Source organism: Micromonospora craniellae, from assembly GCF_014764405.1.
Lineage (GTDB): Bacteria > Actinomycetota > Actinomycetes > Mycobacteriales > Micromonosporaceae > Micromonospora > Micromonospora craniellae.
Window position 1 is genome coordinate 4,506,674 of sequence record NZ_CP061725.1, and the last position, 16,453, is coordinate 4,523,126.

Genomic DNA, 16,453 nt, shown 5'->3' on the forward strand with positions numbered 1-16,453 from the left:
CGAGGAGCCGCCGCACCATCTCGACTCAGGGGGACGTCGGCCGCGTGTGTGGCTGATCCGGCAGGTAGACGCGGTGGTCCCCGACCGCCGTGACCTGATGGCTCAGCCCTGCCCCGGCGAGCCATGCGCGTAGCCGGTCGTCTAGGGCGTGTTGCGTCGGGGCGACGTACGCGGGACGGTCCGCCGAGGCCACGGCCTGGCGATACGGCAAGTACCGATCGAGCCCGGGAGTAAGATCATCGTTGAGTACGGCGCAACGAACCCTTTCCCGAGTCGCGAAGGTGAGCCGGTTGCACGTCCAGTAGTCGGCGTACACCTCCGAGACGCCCGTCTGCACGAGATGGGCCGCGAGCAGGTCGCGGCGGGCCTCGACGGCCTGGACCATCGGCACGTGCAGCATCAACCCTGATGTCGCCACCGCCATCGTGCTCAGCAGAGCGGCGGACGGCACCACTGCCGCCCATTGATGGCGACATCGCAACCGGGAATCGGCGGCTGCGAGCCGCGCAGTGAGTCGCCAGAGGGGCCAGAGCACGACGGGAGTCGAGATGAGCAGCGGTGACAGGTAGCGAGCGCTCTCGACCGGGGTCGCTGCGGCGGCGGAACTACGCGCGTATGCGACGATGCTGACGACGGCGGCGAGGACCAGGGCGAGGCGTACCACGTTGCGGAACTGGTCGCTGTCGGAGCGTCGGATCCCACGGGCGGCGAGGACGCCGGCGGCAGCGAGCAGGGCGAGGTAGGGGATGGCCCAGGCCACCTGCCAGGGTTCGCACCGGCCGGGTGAGCAGAGCCCGACACCCATCGGGATGCCGAACAGGACGCCCCCGCTCATTCTCCCCGCGACGGAGGCCGCGTCACCCGGATCGCTCTGCCCGAGGAAGACGGCCAGGGAGTTCTCGGCCAGCGGCGACGTGAGGTCGTGCCACAGCAACGGTGCCGCTCCGACGATGAAGCCGAGCAGCACCCAGGCGGGCCCTCCGCGTCCCTGCCCGCGAGATCGACGCAGTGCGAGGAAGAGGACTGCGGCAGCGGCCGCGAGATACGGCAGGATCAGCCAGTGAGTCCAGAAGAGCAGCCCGGCTACCGCCCCGCAGAGGGCGAGGATCCATCGACGGGGACGTAGGACACCCACGCCGAGGAGGGCTGCCAGCAGAATCAGCCACACCGCCCCCGGACTGATCTCCGGATAGCCGCCGGCGGCGATGAGCTGGTTCTTGATCACCCGATCGGATCCCAGCGCCAGGACGGCGGTCGTCACCACCGCGGGCCAGGGGCCGACGACCAGCCGGGACAGGGCGAACATGCCGACCACGAACACCAGGTAGCAGAGCAGCGTCGGTAGCCGCAGCGCCACCGTCGACGGGCCGAACACCCAGAACATCGGGGCAGCCAGGTACGCCTCGATCGTGCCCATGTAGGATTGACCGTAGAAGAAGACGGGAAAGTCCTCGCCACGCGAGATGTGCAGCGCTGCCAGCCCCATCGTGGCCTCGTCGCTGTTGGTGGGAGGCGCGCCGAGCGCGATCAGCGCCGCCCGATAGATCAGCCCGCCGGCTCCGACTAGGCAGGCGATCCTGGTGGGCAGGTCCCACCAGGATCTGTTCCTCAGCTCGACAGCGGCATCGCTGAGCTGCGCAGTGTCGGGCACAGAAACCTCGTTCCCCATTGATGGCCAGAGACGCCGAGTGTGCTTGATGTCGACTAGTTGCGCCTTGCATCTTTCAACGGTGTGGCGCAGCGTCCTGGACGCCACACCACATTCTCCACAGTACCCGTTGAGCTTTGTGGGGTGGGAGCGCCACATCGGGGCGGGACGAGAGTTTCAGATTGATGTGGCCTGTCAAGGGAGGCGCAGGCATCGACGTGCACGGTCTCTCGGGTTATAGTGGGTCCCTGGATCTGCCAGCTGGGGGGGCATGGTGGGGTGTCAGGTTCATCGGACCGCGTCGGAAGAGTGGGTTGATGCGGATTCCTGAAGCTGCTGATGATCGTGTTCTTCGTAAGGATTCCCAGCATCTTTACCGGACTGCCGGGAGATGCGATGTTGAACTTCGGTTTTCAGGAGTTCCATTGTCGGGTCGGGAGCGGGATATTGTTCTCCTCTTGGCGCAAGGCCATACCGATGCATCGATTTCAGAAGAGTTGGAAGTGAGTCGCCGAACGATCTCCTACGTGGTTCGAGGTCTTATGGAGAGATTTAGCGTCAAGAGTCGCTTCCAGCTCGCGTGGAGAATGCGGGAACAGGCACATGAAGTGGTCGCCCCAGAGGGTCGCCAGCGCCGAGGTCGACACCGATGATGCCTGATCTTCCGGTTCAAATCGTGACCTTGGTGTGATGATACGATCCCTGATGTGCTCGGGGCGCCGCCGATGTGGTGTCAGATGCAATGCCCGGATGTCTGCATGTCCGTGCGCCCGGCACCTCTACTCATTGGTGCCCCGTGCCGGGTCAGCCTCGTACCTCGCCGACTCCGACTTTGGAGGTGCTGGCCAGAGGAGAACTGACCGGTCGTGGGCTGGCTGCAGTAGCCTGCCGACGGCCGGCACCTCGAACTCGGAGTAGACAACTGTCCAACTGCACAACTGCACTGCAACCGCGGCCGTCGACCTTGCGCTCTTTTGCACCAGGCCATCGCCAGCCCCGGGCCTCGGTGTAATCACCTGTGCCGAACTCCATCCCGCGTGCCGCGGATGCTGGAACTCAAATGGACTGCTTTGAGGTCGCTTCACATTAGTGTTTACGCGGCGCTGTGTGGGAGAGGAAAATACTTGACCGGATGGTGCCCGCCCCGACAGCCGAGGCTGTCGGGGCGGGCACCATCCGGTCAGACGTAGTAGCCAACCACGCCGTAGCCAAGCCTCGACGTGCCGCTCGGGCAGGTGCCGTAGGACCTGGTCCGGTCGCCGGCCCATTTCTCGGGCCCCCAGTAGCGCCCTCCGTTACTGCAGTCGACAAATCCCTGGTAGCGGGCGTCAGGGCCGTTTCCGTCACACCATCCCCCGCCACTGCGGGAATTGTTGGGATTTGGCGTCGAGTAGCAGGTGCCGAGCCATCCGGCGGCGCTGCTGTTGCTGGCCAAGGGATTCGAAGCGATCTGGTGCTGAAGCTCGGGCAGCGAGACGCTGCCCGTCTTGCCGGCCGTCTGCACGACGGCCACCGACGGGGACGGGATTGCCGATGCGGATGCCGGTGCTGCCAGTGCTAGGATGGAGGCAATCGAGACGCTGGCTCCGGCAACGCCAAGGCGTAACCACTTCTTCATAGCAGATCCTCCCAGAATTTTATGGAGCTTCTCTCGGGCCTGATCTGACGGTAGCGATTCGATCACTCGGTAGTCTATTGACTTGCGCAAACGCGTTGCGAATGTCTGCAATCTGTTGGTCAGGGCTGGTCGAGGAGCCAGTGGACTATCTCGACGTGTTCGGCGAAGAACGTGTCACCGGCGATGCTCCAGGCCATCGTGTGGCCGATCGTCCAGTCGCGTACCTGGTCCAGGCCCAGCTCGGCGCTGAGCCGGTCGAGCCGACGGCGCACGGCTGCGGGGGAGTGGCCCAGCTCGGTGCCGCGTACCATCGGCACCGCCGAGAACTCCCGCTCGCCGACGAGCGGCTTCGGGTCGATCGCCAGCCACGGCTCGCGGGTGGCCCACAGCACGTTGGCGGCGTGCAAGTCCTGGTTGACCAGCACCTGTTCGCCCTGACAATCGGCCAGCCCGTAGAGCAGGTCGAGGGCGAGGCCCACCAATCGCCGCTCGTGCGGTCGCCCGGCCCGTTCCCAGGCGGCCGGTAGCGCGACAATCCAGCCCGCCACCGCCTCGGCCAGCGACAGGAACGGCCCGTCGGCCGGCGGCCAGAGGCGGGGGAGCAGTGCCACCACCGCGTCCAGCGCCTCGTCCAGCGGGAGTACGCGCAACGGCGTACCGGGGTCGCAGCGCTCGATCAGCAACGCCCGTCGGTCGGGGTCGTGGGCGAGCAGACGGGCGGTGCCGTCGCCGTTCCAGTGGTGCAGCGCGGCCGCCTCGTGTTCGCTCTCCGGATCGGGGAACTGCATCTTCAGCACCGCGCCCGTCACCGGCTCGTGGTCACCGGACCGCGAGCGCCACCACAACCACTTTCGGCCCCCGACCGCCTTCGGCCCACAGCCGCCCGCCGCCCGCCCGCCACCGCTCTCGGCGAGCGGCCGGTTCCGGCACCCCGGCCGCGCTGCCCACCCACTGCGCGGCGACGCCCACTGCAACCACCCTCGGCCCGCGATCCGGCACTGCCCGCCGGTCGGGCGATCCACTGCCCGGCCGACCGACGGGCGAGGCCGCGGCCTGCCCTGCCGGCGCTGGTCGGGGCAGGACCGGGGTCATCGCAGGCGGCGGATGTCGCCGTAGGCGCGGTAGAAGCCGCCCCGGCCGGACTCGCGGACCTCGGTGACCAGGTAGCGGGTGCCGGGCTGGCGGATGCCCTTGGGGAACTGCACCGACCAGTCCCGGTGGAAGCCGGAAGAGAGCACGTGCACCCGCAGCCGACCGCCCTGCTCGACGCACTCGACGATCACGCCGTCACCGGAGTCGGCGACCACCTCGACCTGGGTGACCGCGGCCGGCTCGGGCATCCGGGCCGGTGCCTTCACGTCGACCACGTCCGGCACGCTGCCCGCCTCGGCCGCCCGGATCGCCGGCTCGCTGGCGTCGATGCAGGCCAGGTGGCCGCTGGTGGTGACCACGTAGAGGCGCTGGTCGTGGTATTGCATGGAGTACGCCGAGCCGCAGCCGGTGCCGAGCTTCCACAATCGGGTGCCGTCCTCGGCGAAGCAGTAGATCGAGGACTGGCTGTCACCGGCGAAGACGTACCGGCCGTCGGAGGCGGTGGCACAGGAGAAGACCGGCGCGTCGGCGCGGTAGGTGCGGGCGTGCCGGCCGTCCTTGCCGATGCGCACCACCTCGCGGGTCGCGGTGCCGGCGAACACCGCGTCGCGCTCCTGCCAGCCGAACAGCACCGAGCCGGTGCGGGTGTGCCACAGCTCCTGCCCGGTCCGCCAGTCGTAGCCGCTGACCCCGGTCGAGTCGCCGTGGTAGACCGCGTCGCTGTCGCAGCGAACCATCCAGGCCGACGAACCGCGCCCGCCCCGACGCCAGAGGAACTCGTCCTCGTGGTCGACGGCCGCGATTCCGCCGTCGGCGTCGGATACGCCCAGCACGCCGTCGTGGATGTCCAGCCAGTAGATGTCGATGTCGGGCGCGATCGTGTACGCCACCCGGGGGATCTTGCCGGAGAGGTCGTAGACGTTGCCGTCGTCGCAGCCGGCGTAGATCCAGGCGTCGTCGGCCACGATGCACTTCACCCCGTCGGGCAGGCGGACCTGGTCCAGCACCCGGGCGTCGTGGTCGAGCGTGGTGATGACGCCCCGCTCGTTGCCCACCGTGCAGGTGCGGCCGTCGATGAAGATGCCGAACGCGGGGGCGCCCGAGTCGTACCGCCACAGCACGGGTGCGGTGCGGGCGGTCGAGCGGGTGCTGACGATCTGCCGCCGCGACACCGAACGCTTCTGGCGTACGCCGCGCACCGCCGGGGCGTACCCCTTGCGGACCTTCTCGCCGATCTTCTTCGCGGCGGCGGCCCGCGCCTTCGCGTTGTCCGGGTAGCCGGAGGTCTTGACCTGCCCCTGGTCGCCGATCCGGCCGTAGCGCACGGTCAGCGTGGCGTCGTCGACCACCACCTCGTAGAACTTGTGTGCTGCGCCATCCGTTTCGGACAGTTCGAGGTAGGTCGTCTCCTGCGACATGCGGGTCCTCCGAGGGGTCGGCACCGAGGGGTCGGCACCGCCCCTGCCTGGGGCGGCACCCACAACCTAGCCGTCCCCACCGACAAGACCCGAGCAGACCTCAGCGCGGGTCGAGGGCGTCGACGGCCTTGCGGGCGGCGACCAGCACCGGGTCCCAGACCGGGGCGTACGGCGGGGCGTAGCCGAGGTCGAGCGCGGTCATGTCGTCCACCGTCATCCGGTTCCACAGCGCCACGGCCAACGTGTCGATCCGCTTCGCCGCCTCGGTCCAGCCGACGATCTGGGCGCCGAGCAGCCGGCCGCTGGGTCGTTCGGCAATCAGCTTGACGGTCATCGGCCGGGCGCCCGGGTAGTAGCCGGCCCGGTTGGTCGACTCCGCGATCACCGAGACGAACTCGAAGCCGGCCGCCAGCGCATCGCGTTCCCGAAGCCCGGTACGCCCCACCTCCAGGTCGCAGACCTTGGCCACGGCGGTGCCGATCACCCCGGCGAAGGTGGCGTACCCGCCGCCGATGTTGATGCCGGCCACCCGGCCCTGCTTGTTGGCGTGCGTGCCGAGCGGCACGTGTACCGGCATCCCGCTGACCCGGTGCAGGGTCTCCACGCAGTCCCCGGCGGCCCACACATCGGGCAGTTCGGCGACCCGCATCCGGCGGTCCACCCTGATTCCGCCGGTGGGACCGATCGGCATGCCGGCCGCCTCGGCGAGCGCGGTGTTGGGGCGTACGCCGAGGCCGAGCACCACCACGTCGGCCGGGATCGGGCCGTCGTCGGTGACCACCTCGCGGACCCGGCCGTCGCGTTCGGTGAGCGCGTCGACGCGTACGCCGGTGCGGATGTCCACGCCCAGGCCCCGCATCGCCTCGGTGACCAGCGTCGCCATGTCCGGGTCGACGGTCGACATCGGTTGCTCGCCCCGCTCGACCAGGGTCACCGACAGCCCGCGCCGGACCAGCGCCTCGGCCATCTCCACGCCGATGTAGCCGCCGCCGACCACCACCGCGCGTCGCGGCTCCGGGTCGGCGTCCAGCCACGCGCGCAGGGCCGCGCCGTCGTCGAGGGTCTGCACCCCGAACACCCCGAGCGCATCGGTACGCGCCCAGTCCGGCTTGGTCGGCACCGCGCCGGTGGCGTACATCAGGGTGTCGAAGCTCTCCCGGACCTCGCCGCCGCCGTCCAGGTCGCGGGCGACCACCTCGCGGCGGTCGAGGTCGATCTCGGTGACCTCGTGCCGGAGCCGGACGTCGATGTCGTACTTCTCCCGGTGGGTCGCCGGGTCCCGGGCCACCAGTTGCTGCGCGTCGTCCACCAGGCCGCTGATCCAGTACGGGATGCCGCACGCCGAGTACGAGGTGTAGTGCCCCCGCTCGAATGCGATGATCTCCAGGTCGTCCCGGTCGCGGCGGTGCCGCGCCTGGGCGGCAGTCGCCATGCCGGCGGCGTCCCCGCCGACGACGATCATCCGTTCCGCCACGGCCATCCTCCCGTCATCCCGGGCTCTCGCCCCGGGTCTGTCGCGCCACGTCCGCCACCACATCTTCCAACCGGCCGGTACGCGCGTACACCGCACGCTGCCGCGCCGCGCCGGTGCCGTGTTCCCGCAGCCGGTCGAGCAGATCGGTCACCTCGGCGAGGTCACCGTGCCGGTCGAGGGCCGGCCCGAGCCGCCCGACGAGCTGGTGCAGCAGGTCCCACGCCGGGCGCAGCTCACCACTGGTCAGGTCGACCGCGTCGCCCTCCAGGCCGTCGTGCGCGGCCCGCCAGTGCGCGCCGACCAGCAGGTGGTGGGCGGCGGGCAGCGGCGGCCGTCCGGCGGCGATGTCGTCCAGCGCGGTCGCCACCAGCGCGCGGACCAGGCCGGCGACCAGGACCGCGTCGTCCACCGTCGGGCAGACGTCGCCGATGCGCAGCTCGACCGTCGGGTACTTGGCCGACAGCCGGGCATACCAGTAGAGCATCCCCTCGTCGAGCATCACCCCGCTGCCGATCAGCTGGTCGATCAGCCGTCGGTAGTGGTGGTGGGAGGTCAGGAAGGGGGTGGGCGCCACCGACGGCCAGCGTTCCCACTCGATCGACCGCCAGCTCGCGTACCCGGTGTCCTCGCCCCGGGAGAACGGCGAGTTGGCGGTGACCGCGTGCAGGATCGGCAGCCACGGGCGGACGTGGTTGAGCACCTGCACGCCGGTGTCCGGGTCCGGCACCCCGACGTGCACGTGCATGCCGTTGTTGCCCGGCCCCGGCACCAGCAGCCGGTACCGCTCGATCATCCGGTCGAAGCGGGGCTTGTCGACCACCGGCGGCACTGGCCCGTCGATCGGCCCGGTGCCGATGGCGAGCAGTTGCGCACCGGCGGCGTCGGCGGCGTCGGCGAGCGCGGCGCGCAGCAGGGCGAGGGAGTGCCGGATCGAGGAGAGTTCCAGCCCGGGCGGGCTGCCGATCTCGATCTGGCTGGTCTGGAACTCCCGTTCCACCTGGCCGTGCAGTTCCGCCGGCACCTGCTCCAGCACCGCCTCGACAGCGGGCACCGCAGCACCGCCGTCCGGGTCGACCAGCAGGAACTCCTCCTCGACTCCCACCGTGAGCAGGTCGGTCTCCTCGACCTGCCGGGTCGGCGCCGCCGCCACCTGCCTGACCATCACCACCACCGTCCCCTCTGCCGGGGCGGTCCGTCCGCGCCGTCGGCCGGCAATTACCCCCAGTGGCGGTCCGGGGAAACCCACCCTGCTGTGTAAGGAGGGGTCCCTTGCTAACGCCTCGTGCATAGCAGGGGACCCCTCCTATACAACCCCACGCCACCTCTGGACAGGAATAGTTAACAGTCTTAATAATGAGCGCCAGGTCGATGCCCATGGATTTCCGTCCGGTCTGGAGGCTCACATGAAACGGTCCAGAACCCTGGTGCTCACAGTGGTCGGCGCACTGGCCGCCGCGCTCGGTGCAGTCTGGCTGGCGCCCGCCGCGTACGCCGCCGGAGTCACCGCCAGCTTCGCCAAGACGTCCGACTGGGGCTCCGGTTGGGAGGCGAAGTACACCATCACCAACGGGGGCGGCAGCACGGTCAACGGCTGGAGCCTCGCCTTCGACCTGCCCACCGGCACCACGCTCGGCAGCTACTGGGACGCGCTGCTGACCTCGAATGGCCAGCGCCACACCTTCACCAACCGCTCCTGGAACGGCGCCATCGCCCCCGGCGCGTCGGTCTCCTTCGGCTTCCTCGGCAACGGTCCCGGCGTACCCGCGAACTGCCGGCTCAACGGCGCGGCCTGTGCGGGCGGCGCCACCCCGACCACCCCGCCGCCGACCACCCCGCCGCCGACCACCCCGCCGCCGACCACCCCGCCCCCGACGACCCCGCCGCCCACCACGCCACCACCGACGACCCCGCCGCCGGTCACCGGCCTGCCGAAGCACATCCTCACCGGGTACTGGCACAACTTCGACAACCCGGCGGTCGAGCTGCGGCTGCGTGACGTGCCCACCGAGTACGACCTGGTCGCGGTGGCCTTCGCCGACGCCACCACCACGCCCGGCGCGGTCGCCTTCGCCATCGACCCGGGCCTGTCCGCCTCACTCGGCGGCTATACCGACGCCGACTTCTCCGCCGACGTGCGCACCCTGCAGAGCCGGGGCAAAAAGGTGATCATCTCGGTCGGCGGCGAGACCGGCCGGGTCGCGGTGAACGACGCGGCCTCCGCGGTGGCCTTCGCCGACAGTGTGTACGCGCTGATCCAGCGCTACGGCTTCGACGGCGTCGACGTCGACCTGGAGAACGGGCTGAACCCGACCTACATGGCGCAGGCGCTGCGCTCCCTGCGCGCGAAGGTGGGCAGTCGACTGATCATCGCGATGGCTCCCCAGACCATCGACATGCAGAACCCCACCACCAGCTACTTCAAGCTGGCGCTGGACATCAAGGACATCCTGACCGTGGTGAACACCCAGTTCTACAACTCCGGGGCGATGCTCGGCTGCGACAACAACGCCGCGTACGCCCAGGGCACCGTCAACTTCATCGTCGCGCTGGCCTGCATCCAGTTGGAGGCGGGACTACGGCCGGACCAGGTCGGGCTCGGCCTGCCGGCCGGTCCCGGGGCGGCCGGTGGCGGCATCGTCGCGCCCAGCGTGGTCAACGCCGCGATGGACTGCCTCACCCGGGGCGCCAACTGCGGCAGCTTCCGTCCGCCGCGCACCTACCCCGGCCTGCGTGGCGCGATGACCTGGTCGATCAACTGGGACGTCACCCACAACAACTCCTTCGCCCGCACCGTCGCCCCCCACCTCCGCACCCTCCCCTGACCCCTCCCACCCCGCCCCCACCCCACCCGCGCCCTACCCCCGCCCGCGTCGATCATGGAGTTGCGGCTCCCGCAAATAGCTACATAACGGATCAGAACAGGCACCACAAGTCCATGATCGCCGGGGCCGGGGCCGGGGCCGGGGGCGGGGGCGGGGGCGGGGGCGGGGCGAGGTGCTGGGGTGGGCGGGTCAGCGGGAGGCGGGAGTGCGGGTGCGGGAGCGGCGGCGCTTCTTCTTGACCGCCCATGAGGCGATCATGAGGACGAAGACGGCGATGATGCCGTAGTCGAACCAGGAGCTGTAGTGGTCGATCTGGTGCCACTGCGAGCCGAGCGCGTAGCCGAGCCCGATGAACAGCCCGTTCCAGATGCCGCTGCCCAGTGTGGTGAGCGTGACGAACTCGACCAGCGGCATCCGGTTCGCGCCGGCCGGTATCGACACCAGGCTGCGTACCACCGGTGCCATCCGGCCGAAGAAGACCGCCCACCGGCCGTGCCGCTCGAACCAGCGGTCGGCCTTCTCCAGGTCATCCAGATCCACCAGCGGCAGGCGGTCGAGCCAGCGTTTGAGCCGTTCCTCACCGAGCGCGGCACCGAGCCAGTAGAGCACCAGCGCACCCAGCAGGGAGCCGGCGGTGGCCGCGACGGTCACGACGACCACGTTGAACCGGCCCTCGCCGGCCAGGTAGCCGGCCAGCGCCAGCACGATCTCGCTGGGGATCGGCGGGATGATGCTCTCCAGGGCGACCAGCAGGGCTACTCCCACCGCGCCGCCCGCCTCGATCACACCGGCCACCCAGCCGGTCAACCCACCGAGTTGGCTCGGGTCGACGTCCTGGGTGAGTGCCATGCGGTGCCTCCGCGAGGATTGGCGTAACGGAAGGCTCCTACCCGCTGTGGGCCGCTGCTACTCCTCGATGTGCAGGGCGGCGTCGGCCGGGCCGATTCGCCAGTCGGTGAACCGGACGGTCAGGCCGCCCCGGCTCGGGGAGCAGCAGTACGGCCCGGCCGAGGCCACCGCGTCGGGTGCCAGCGGCGCGAGCCGGACCAGCCGCCACTGCTCGCCGGCCACCCGGGCGCGTACGGTCAGCGCGTCACCGGTGCGGCTCACGCGGACCGTCACCTCGTGGCCCGCCCACTCGGGCACCTGAGCGATCGACCAGTCGGAGAGGTCCCGGGTGACCACGGCGCCGACCTGGGGGTGGCCGTCGCTGACCTCCACCCCGGCCTTCACCCAGTTCCGGTCGTCCACCCAGACCAGTACGCCGGCCTGGTCGAACTGTTCCGTGTAGTCGAGCGGGAAGTCCACCTCCACCGCACTGCCCACCGGGAAGGGCGTGAGCAGTGCCGGGGCGTCGTCGTGTACGAACCCGTAGCTGGTGTGCCGCCACAGGTCGCTGCCTGCTCCCGGTTCGACGCTCAGGACGCCGGCCGGCTCCACGGCCGTCCGCACCGGCTGTCGATGCCAGGTCCCGCTGGACCACTCGATGTTCCGCATGACCGCACGGTACCGAGCAGCCGCCCTCGGTATGGTCCGGGGCGCACGGGTTTGCCGGACGGGCGGTACGGAGAAGGTTCCCGGGCATGTCTGACAGGTGGTACTCGGAGGCGGTCGTGTACTGCCTCGACATCGACACGTACGCGGACTCCGACGGCGACGGGGTCGGCGACGTTAGGGGCCTGATCGGCCGGCTGGACTACCTGGCCCGGCTGGGCGTGACCTGCCTCTGGCTGCACCCCATCCACCCGTCGCCCAACGACGACGACGGGTACGACGTGACCGACTTCTACACCGTCGACCCCCGCTTCGGCACCCTCGGCGACTTCGCCGAACTGCTGCACCAGGCGAGCAACCGGGGCATCCGGGTGATCATCGACCTGGTGGTGAACCACACCTCCGACCAGCACCCGTGGTTCGTCTCCGCCCGCTCGTCGCCGGACTCGCCGTACCGCGACTGGTACGTCTGGTCCGACCAGGAGCCCGCGGACCGGCACCAGGGCATGGTCTTCCCGGGTGAGCAGCACGAGACCTGGACCTACGACCGGACCGCCAAGTCCTGGTACTACCACCGCTTCTACAGGTTCCAGCCGGACCTCAACACCAGGAACCCCCAGGTACGCGCCGAGATCAAGAAGATCATGTCGTTCTGGCTCCAGCTCGGGGTGGCCGGGTTCCGGATGGACGCGGTGCCGTTCATCATCGAGCGCACCGAGCCCGGCGACCCGAACCCGGAGCTGGACTTCGAGTTCCTCACCGAGCTGCGCCAGCACGTGCAGTGGCGTCGGGGCGACGCGGTGCTGCTGGCCGAGGCGAACGTCGAGCCGGACCAACTGCCCGCCTTCTTCGGTGACAGCGGTGGCTCGGCGAACCGGGTGCACATGCTCTTCGACTTCATGCTCAACGGGCGGCTGATGCTGGCCCTGGCCCGGCAGGACCCGGAGCCGGTGATCGAGGCGCTGCGCGACACCCCGGCCCTGCCGGAGGGTGGACAGTGGGCCACCTTCCTGCGCAACCACGACGAGATCGACCTGTCCCGGCTCACCGCCGAACAACGCAACCAGGTGTACGCGCAGTTCGGCCCGGACGAGAGCATGCGGATCTACGACCGGGGCATCCGTCGACGGTTGGCGCCGATGCTGGACAACGACCGGCGGCGCATCGAGTTGGCGTACTCCCTCCAGTTCTCGCTGCGCGGCACGCCGGTGCTGCGGTACGGCGAGGAGATCGGCATGGGGGAGGACCTGTCGCTACCGGGGCGGGAGGCGATCCGTACCCCGATGCAGTGGTCCTACGAGCCCAATGCCGGCTTCTCCCGCGCGGCGCCGGAGAAGCTGGTGCGCCCGGTCATCGACAAGGGCGAGTTCCGGTACGAGAAGGTCAACGTCACCCTGCAACGTCGGGACCGCACCTCGTTGCTCGGTTGGTTCGAGCGGATGATCCGTACGCTGCGCGAGGCCCCGGAGATCGGCTTCGGCTCGACCACCCACATTGACGTACCGATGCCCCCGGGAGTGCTGGCGCACCGGGCCGACGGACCGACCGGCACGATGGTCTTCCTGCACAACCTGGGCACCGACGACGCCGAGGTGGACCTGAGCCTGCTGGAGTCGGAGGCGGAGCTGCCGATCGACGTGCTCGCCGACCGCAACTACGACGACGTTGGCAAGCTGGACAAGCTCAAGATCGCCGGGCACGGGTACCGCTGGATCCGGCTCTGTCGATCCTGGTCCTCCTGAGACGTGCGGGAGGTGGGTTAGGCTCCTGCCGTCGAGCGAGGTTACCGGGAGGTAGGCATGTCGGAGGGGCAGCGGGTCGCGATCGTGACCGGGGCGGCGCGGGGAATCGGCGCGGCCACCGCCAGGCGGTTGGCCGCCGACGGGCTGGCCGTCGCGGTGGTCGACATCGAGGAGTCGGCCACCGAGGAGACGGTTGGCGCGATCACGGCAGCCGGTGGCCGGGCGCTCGGCGTCGGCGCGGACGTGTCCGACCGGGCACAGGTGGAGGCCGCCGTCGAGCGGGTCGCCACCGAGTTGGGCGGGCCGACCGTGCTGGTCAACAACGCCGGGGTGCTGCGGGACAACCTGCTGTTCAAGATGACCGACGCCGACTGGGACACGGTCATGGGCGTACACCTGCGGGGTGCCTTCCTGGTCAGCCAGGCCGCGCAGAAGCACATGGTCGAGGCCAGGTGGGGTCGGATCGTCAGCATCTCCAGCACGTCCGCGCTGGGCAACCGGGGGCAGGCGAACTACTCCGCCGCCAAGGCCGGGCTCCAGGGGTTCACCAAGACCCTCGCCATCGAGTTGGGGCCGTTCGGGGTGACCGTCAACGCGGTGGCGCCCGGCTTCATCGTCACCGACATGACCGCGGCCACCGCCGCCCGGATGAAGATCGACTTCGAGGCGATGCAGAAGCACGCCGAGGGGGAGATCCCGGTCCGCCGGGTCGGGCGGCCCGAGGACGTGGCACACACCATCTCGTTCCTGGCCAGCGAGGGCGCGTCCTTCGTCTCCGGTCAGGTGGTCTATGTCGCGGGCGGTCCCCGCGGCTGATCCGGGCCGCCGTCCGGGCTCCTTCCTGCACCCCTCAGGTGTTAGGAAGGGGCCCTTCCTATACACCAGGCGTTAGGAGGGGACCCTTCCTTACATCCGGGGGCGGGTGAACCAGAGCCAGGCCAGGCCGAGGACGGGCAGCGCCAGCGGGATGTAGCCGTATCCGCTGCCGAAACCGGACCAGACCGTCTCGTCCGGGAACAGGTCGGGACGGGCAAGGCTGAACGCGCCGACCCCGACCACACCGACCAGTTCGACGAGGCAACAGGCCAGGGCGACCTGGCGGCCCGCGTGCCCGGCCCGGGTCAGCCCCACCGCCGCCACGATGTAGACCACCGCGGCCAGCGCGGAGAGCAGGTACGCCAGCGGCGCCTCGTCGAACCGGGTGATGATCTGAAGGCTGGCGCGACTGGTGGCGGCGATCGCGAAGAGCAGGTACACCGCGATCAGCAGGCGGCCGGGCCCGGCGTTGGTCCGGGTCGGTCCGGTGGTCCGCGCCTCAGTCACCGAGCACCTCCCACGTCTGCTGGAGCCGCACCACGACCACCGGCGTCACCAGGCAGACCGCGCAGACGATCGCCGAGCCCCAGCGGGTCGGCTCCATCCGGGCCAGCACTGCGGCCAGTGGTGGCAGGCAGACCAGCGTCACCAGGTAGCCGAGGAACGTCCCCGGCTCGCCGGGCTGCTCGCCACCGGCGAGGGCCACCCCGGCCAGCACCGCCAGCCCGAGCAGCGCCAGCTCCAGCACGGCCAGACCGATCATCTGTACCCGGTCCGGCGCCCGGTGGCGCAGCGTGGCCACCAGGGCCCACGCGGCGACCAGCAGCGACAGCACGATGGCGACGGTCGCCGGGACGCCGTCGAGCGGGGACCCGGCAGCAGACGTGGCAGTCACCGGGTTCGTCCGGTGCTCGTTCCGATCACCGGCCCACTCTACTAACTCGGAAGTAGACCTACTTCCTCCCGATTAGGGCCGCTTCGCGAAGCGGAGCGACAAGGACTAACCCCCGTAGTACAGGCGGTGCTGGACTAGCGTGGACCGCGCGCCGCAGGTCGGCTGCGGCAGGCGAGACGGCGGAGGTATCGGGTATGCGGTTCGGGTTGTTCGGCACCGGCCACTGGGCGGCGCAGACGCACGCAGCGGCGCTGGACGCGCACCCGAGGGCGGAACTGGTGGGCGTCTGGGGACGCAACCCGGATCGGGCCGCCGCGCTGGCCACCCGGTACGGCGTATCGGCCTTCACCGAGGTCGAGGCGTTGATCGAGGCGTGTAAGGCGGTGGCCGTGGCGCTGCCTCCGGACGTGCAGGCCGACATCGCCGCCCGGGCCGCCACCGCCGGCCGTCACCTGCTGCTGGACAAGCCGCTGGCGTTGACCGTCGCCGACGCGGACCGGGTGGTCGAGGCGGCCGCCGCCTCCGGCGTGGCCTCGGTGGTCTTCTTCACCGGCCGGTACCAGCCGGAGGTCGCCGGGTTCATCACGGCCGTCGCGGCGGCCGGCGCCTGGCACACCGCCACCGTGATCCGGTTCGCCTCGATCTTTCAGCCCAGCAGCCCGTACGCCCAGTCGCCCTGGCGGCGCGAGCACGGCGCGCTCTGGGACATCGGCCCGCACGCGCTGTCCGTCCTGCTGCCGGTGCTGGGCCGGGTGACCCGGGTGACGGCTGCGGACGGCCCCGGTGGCCTGGTGCACCTGCTGCTCACCCACGAGGGTGGGGCCACCAGCACGGTGGCGCTGACCCTGGACGCCCCGCCCGAGGCGGTGGCGGCGGAGTTCACCCTCTACGGCGACAACGGCGTCGAGCAGTTGCCGGAGCCGAGCGGTTCCACGGCGACCGCGTTCGGCGTGGCGGTCGACCAACTGCTGGCCGAGGTCGACGGCGGCACCCGGGACCACCGCTGCGACGTCCGCTTCGGCCGCGAGGTGGTCGCCGTCCTGGCCGCCGCCGAGACCGCCCGCGCCCGCTCCGCCACCGTCGACCTTCCCGCCTGACCCGCGTCGGCGACAAACACGCGTGATCATGGCCCTTCGGGCCGTGCTGACCTGGCCGGAGTTCGAGTGGCGGCTCGCCGGGTCTAGGTCGCCGCGCGCAACGCCTCACCGAGTTCGCCCGGCGAACCGAACTGCTCCACCGGCAGCGCCCGGACGGTCTCCAACTGCTCGGTGCTGGCGCCGTTCTCCTGGCACCAGCGGATCAGGTCCTCGCGCGAGACGGGAAAGTCCAGCCCCGTGAGGTGCTCCGGCAGGAAGGCGCCGCTGTCGGTCATGACGCCGTCCTACCCACCCGACCGCACCGGCACACCCCCGGCACCCCGGCGCGTTTGCTCAT

Annotated in this window: 16 protein-coding genes; 5 read left to right on the forward strand and 11 right to left on the reverse strand. The window is 70.3% G+C overall.

All coding sequences use genetic code 11. The features are described 5' to 3' along the window. Positions 1-25 precede the first annotated feature (25 nt). On the reverse strand, positions 26-1,651 hold the full coding sequence (locus tag ID554_RS20505) for an ArnT family glycosyltransferase (RefSeq protein WP_147333379.1): 1,626 nt from the start codon (positions 1,649-1,651) through the stop codon (positions 26-28). Between the two features lie 314 nt (positions 1,652-1,965). On the opposite strand from ID554_RS20505, the gene ID554_RS33165 reads away from it, so the two are divergent. After that, positions 1,966-2,301 (forward strand): helix-turn-helix domain-containing protein, encoded by a 336-nt coding sequence (locus tag ID554_RS33165; protein WP_158573663.1) that lies wholly within the window; start codon positions 1,966-1,968, stop codon positions 2,299-2,301. Between the two features lie 527 nt (positions 2,302-2,828). Here the strand turns inward: ID554_RS33165 and ID554_RS20515 are convergent. From ID554_RS20515 to ID554_RS20535, 5 genes are all read right to left on the reverse strand, one after another. After that, positions 2,829-3,266: a hypothetical protein gene (locus ID554_RS20515; protein ID WP_147333378.1), complete on the reverse strand. Its 438-nt coding sequence runs from the start codon at positions 3,264-3,266 to the stop codon at positions 2,829-2,831. A gap of 119 nt (positions 3,267-3,385) precedes the next feature. Next, positions 3,386-4,075 (reverse strand): aminoglycoside phosphotransferase family protein, encoded by a 690-nt coding sequence (locus tag ID554_RS20520; RefSeq protein ID WP_223884163.1) that lies wholly within the window; start codon positions 4,073-4,075, stop codon positions 3,386-3,388. Between the two features lie 279 nt (positions 4,076-4,354). After that, complete coding sequence (locus ID554_RS20525) at positions 4,355-5,776, reverse strand: WGR domain-containing protein (protein ID WP_117226016.1); 1,422 nt, start codon at positions 5,774-5,776, stop codon at positions 4,355-4,357. Between the two features lie 100 nt (positions 5,777-5,876). Beyond that, positions 5,877-7,250, reverse strand: a complete 1,374-nt coding sequence (locus tag ID554_RS20530) for an FAD-dependent oxidoreductase (RefSeq protein ID WP_117226423.1) — start codon at positions 7,248-7,250, stop codon at positions 5,877-5,879. 13 nt (positions 7,251-7,263) lie between these two features. Further along, entirely contained in the window at positions 7,264-8,412 is a 1,149-nt protein-coding gene (locus tag ID554_RS20535) for a carboxylate-amine ligase (protein WP_117226422.1), read from the reverse strand. Between the two features lie 241 nt (positions 8,413-8,653). Here ID554_RS20535 and ID554_RS20540 point away from each other — a divergent pair, with 241 nt between their 5' ends. Then, the gene (locus tag ID554_RS20540) at positions 8,654-10,072 is read left to right on the forward strand and encodes a chitinase (protein ID WP_117226015.1); all 1,419 of its coding nucleotides are present in this window, start codon (positions 8,654-8,656) and stop codon (positions 10,070-10,072) included. A gap of 189 nt (positions 10,073-10,261) precedes the next feature. Here ID554_RS20540 and ID554_RS20545 read toward each other — a convergent pair whose 3' ends face one another. Together ID554_RS20545 and ID554_RS20550 are read right to left on the reverse strand one after the other, a co-directional pair. Continuing rightward, positions 10,262-10,921, reverse strand: coding sequence for a DedA family protein (locus tag ID554_RS20545; RefSeq protein WP_117226014.1), 660 nt, complete (start codon positions 10,919-10,921; stop codon positions 10,262-10,264). Between the two features lie 57 nt (positions 10,922-10,978). Further along, complete coding sequence (locus ID554_RS20550) at positions 10,979-11,569, reverse strand: DUF1349 domain-containing protein (protein WP_117226013.1); 591 nt, start codon at positions 11,567-11,569, stop codon at positions 10,979-10,981. A gap of 86 nt (positions 11,570-11,655) precedes the next feature. On the opposite strand from ID554_RS20550, the gene ID554_RS20555 reads away from it, so the two are divergent. Then, a complete protein-coding gene (locus tag ID554_RS20555; protein WP_117226012.1) occupies positions 11,656-13,308 on the forward strand; it encodes an alpha-amylase family protein in 1,653 nt (550 codons plus the stop codon). A 57-nt stretch (positions 13,309-13,365) separates the two neighbouring features. After that, on the forward strand, positions 13,366-14,124 hold the full coding sequence (fabG, locus tag ID554_RS20560) for a 3-oxoacyl-ACP reductase FabG (RefSeq protein WP_117226011.1): 759 nt from the start codon (positions 13,366-13,368) through the stop codon (positions 14,122-14,124). Between the two features lie 90 nt (positions 14,125-14,214). Here the strand turns inward: fabG and ID554_RS20565 are convergent, their stop codons facing one another. Both ID554_RS20565 and ID554_RS20570 read right to left on the reverse strand, forming a co-directional pair. Then, entirely contained in the window at positions 14,215-14,631 is a 417-nt protein-coding gene (locus ID554_RS20565; RefSeq protein ID WP_117226010.1) for a hypothetical protein, read from the reverse strand. Further along, positions 14,624-15,019, reverse strand: a complete 396-nt coding sequence (locus ID554_RS20570) for a hypothetical protein (protein WP_117226009.1) — start codon at positions 15,017-15,019, stop codon at positions 14,624-14,626. The genes ID554_RS20565 and ID554_RS20570 overlap by 8 nt, the downstream gene beginning before the upstream one ends. 194 nt (positions 15,020-15,213) lie before the next feature. On the opposite strand from ID554_RS20570, the gene ID554_RS20575 reads away from it, so the two are divergent. Next, positions 15,214-16,116: a Gfo/Idh/MocA family protein gene (locus ID554_RS20575; protein WP_117226008.1), complete on the forward strand. Its 903-nt coding sequence runs from the start codon at positions 15,214-15,216 to the stop codon at positions 16,114-16,116. Positions 16,117-16,199: 83 nt separating this feature from the next. Here the strand turns inward: ID554_RS20575 and ID554_RS20580 are convergent, their stop codons facing one another. Continuing rightward, positions 16,200-16,391: a DUF2795 domain-containing protein gene (locus ID554_RS20580; protein ID WP_117226007.1), complete on the reverse strand. Its 192-nt coding sequence runs from the start codon at positions 16,389-16,391 to the stop codon at positions 16,200-16,202. Positions 16,392-16,453 lie beyond the last annotated feature (62 nt).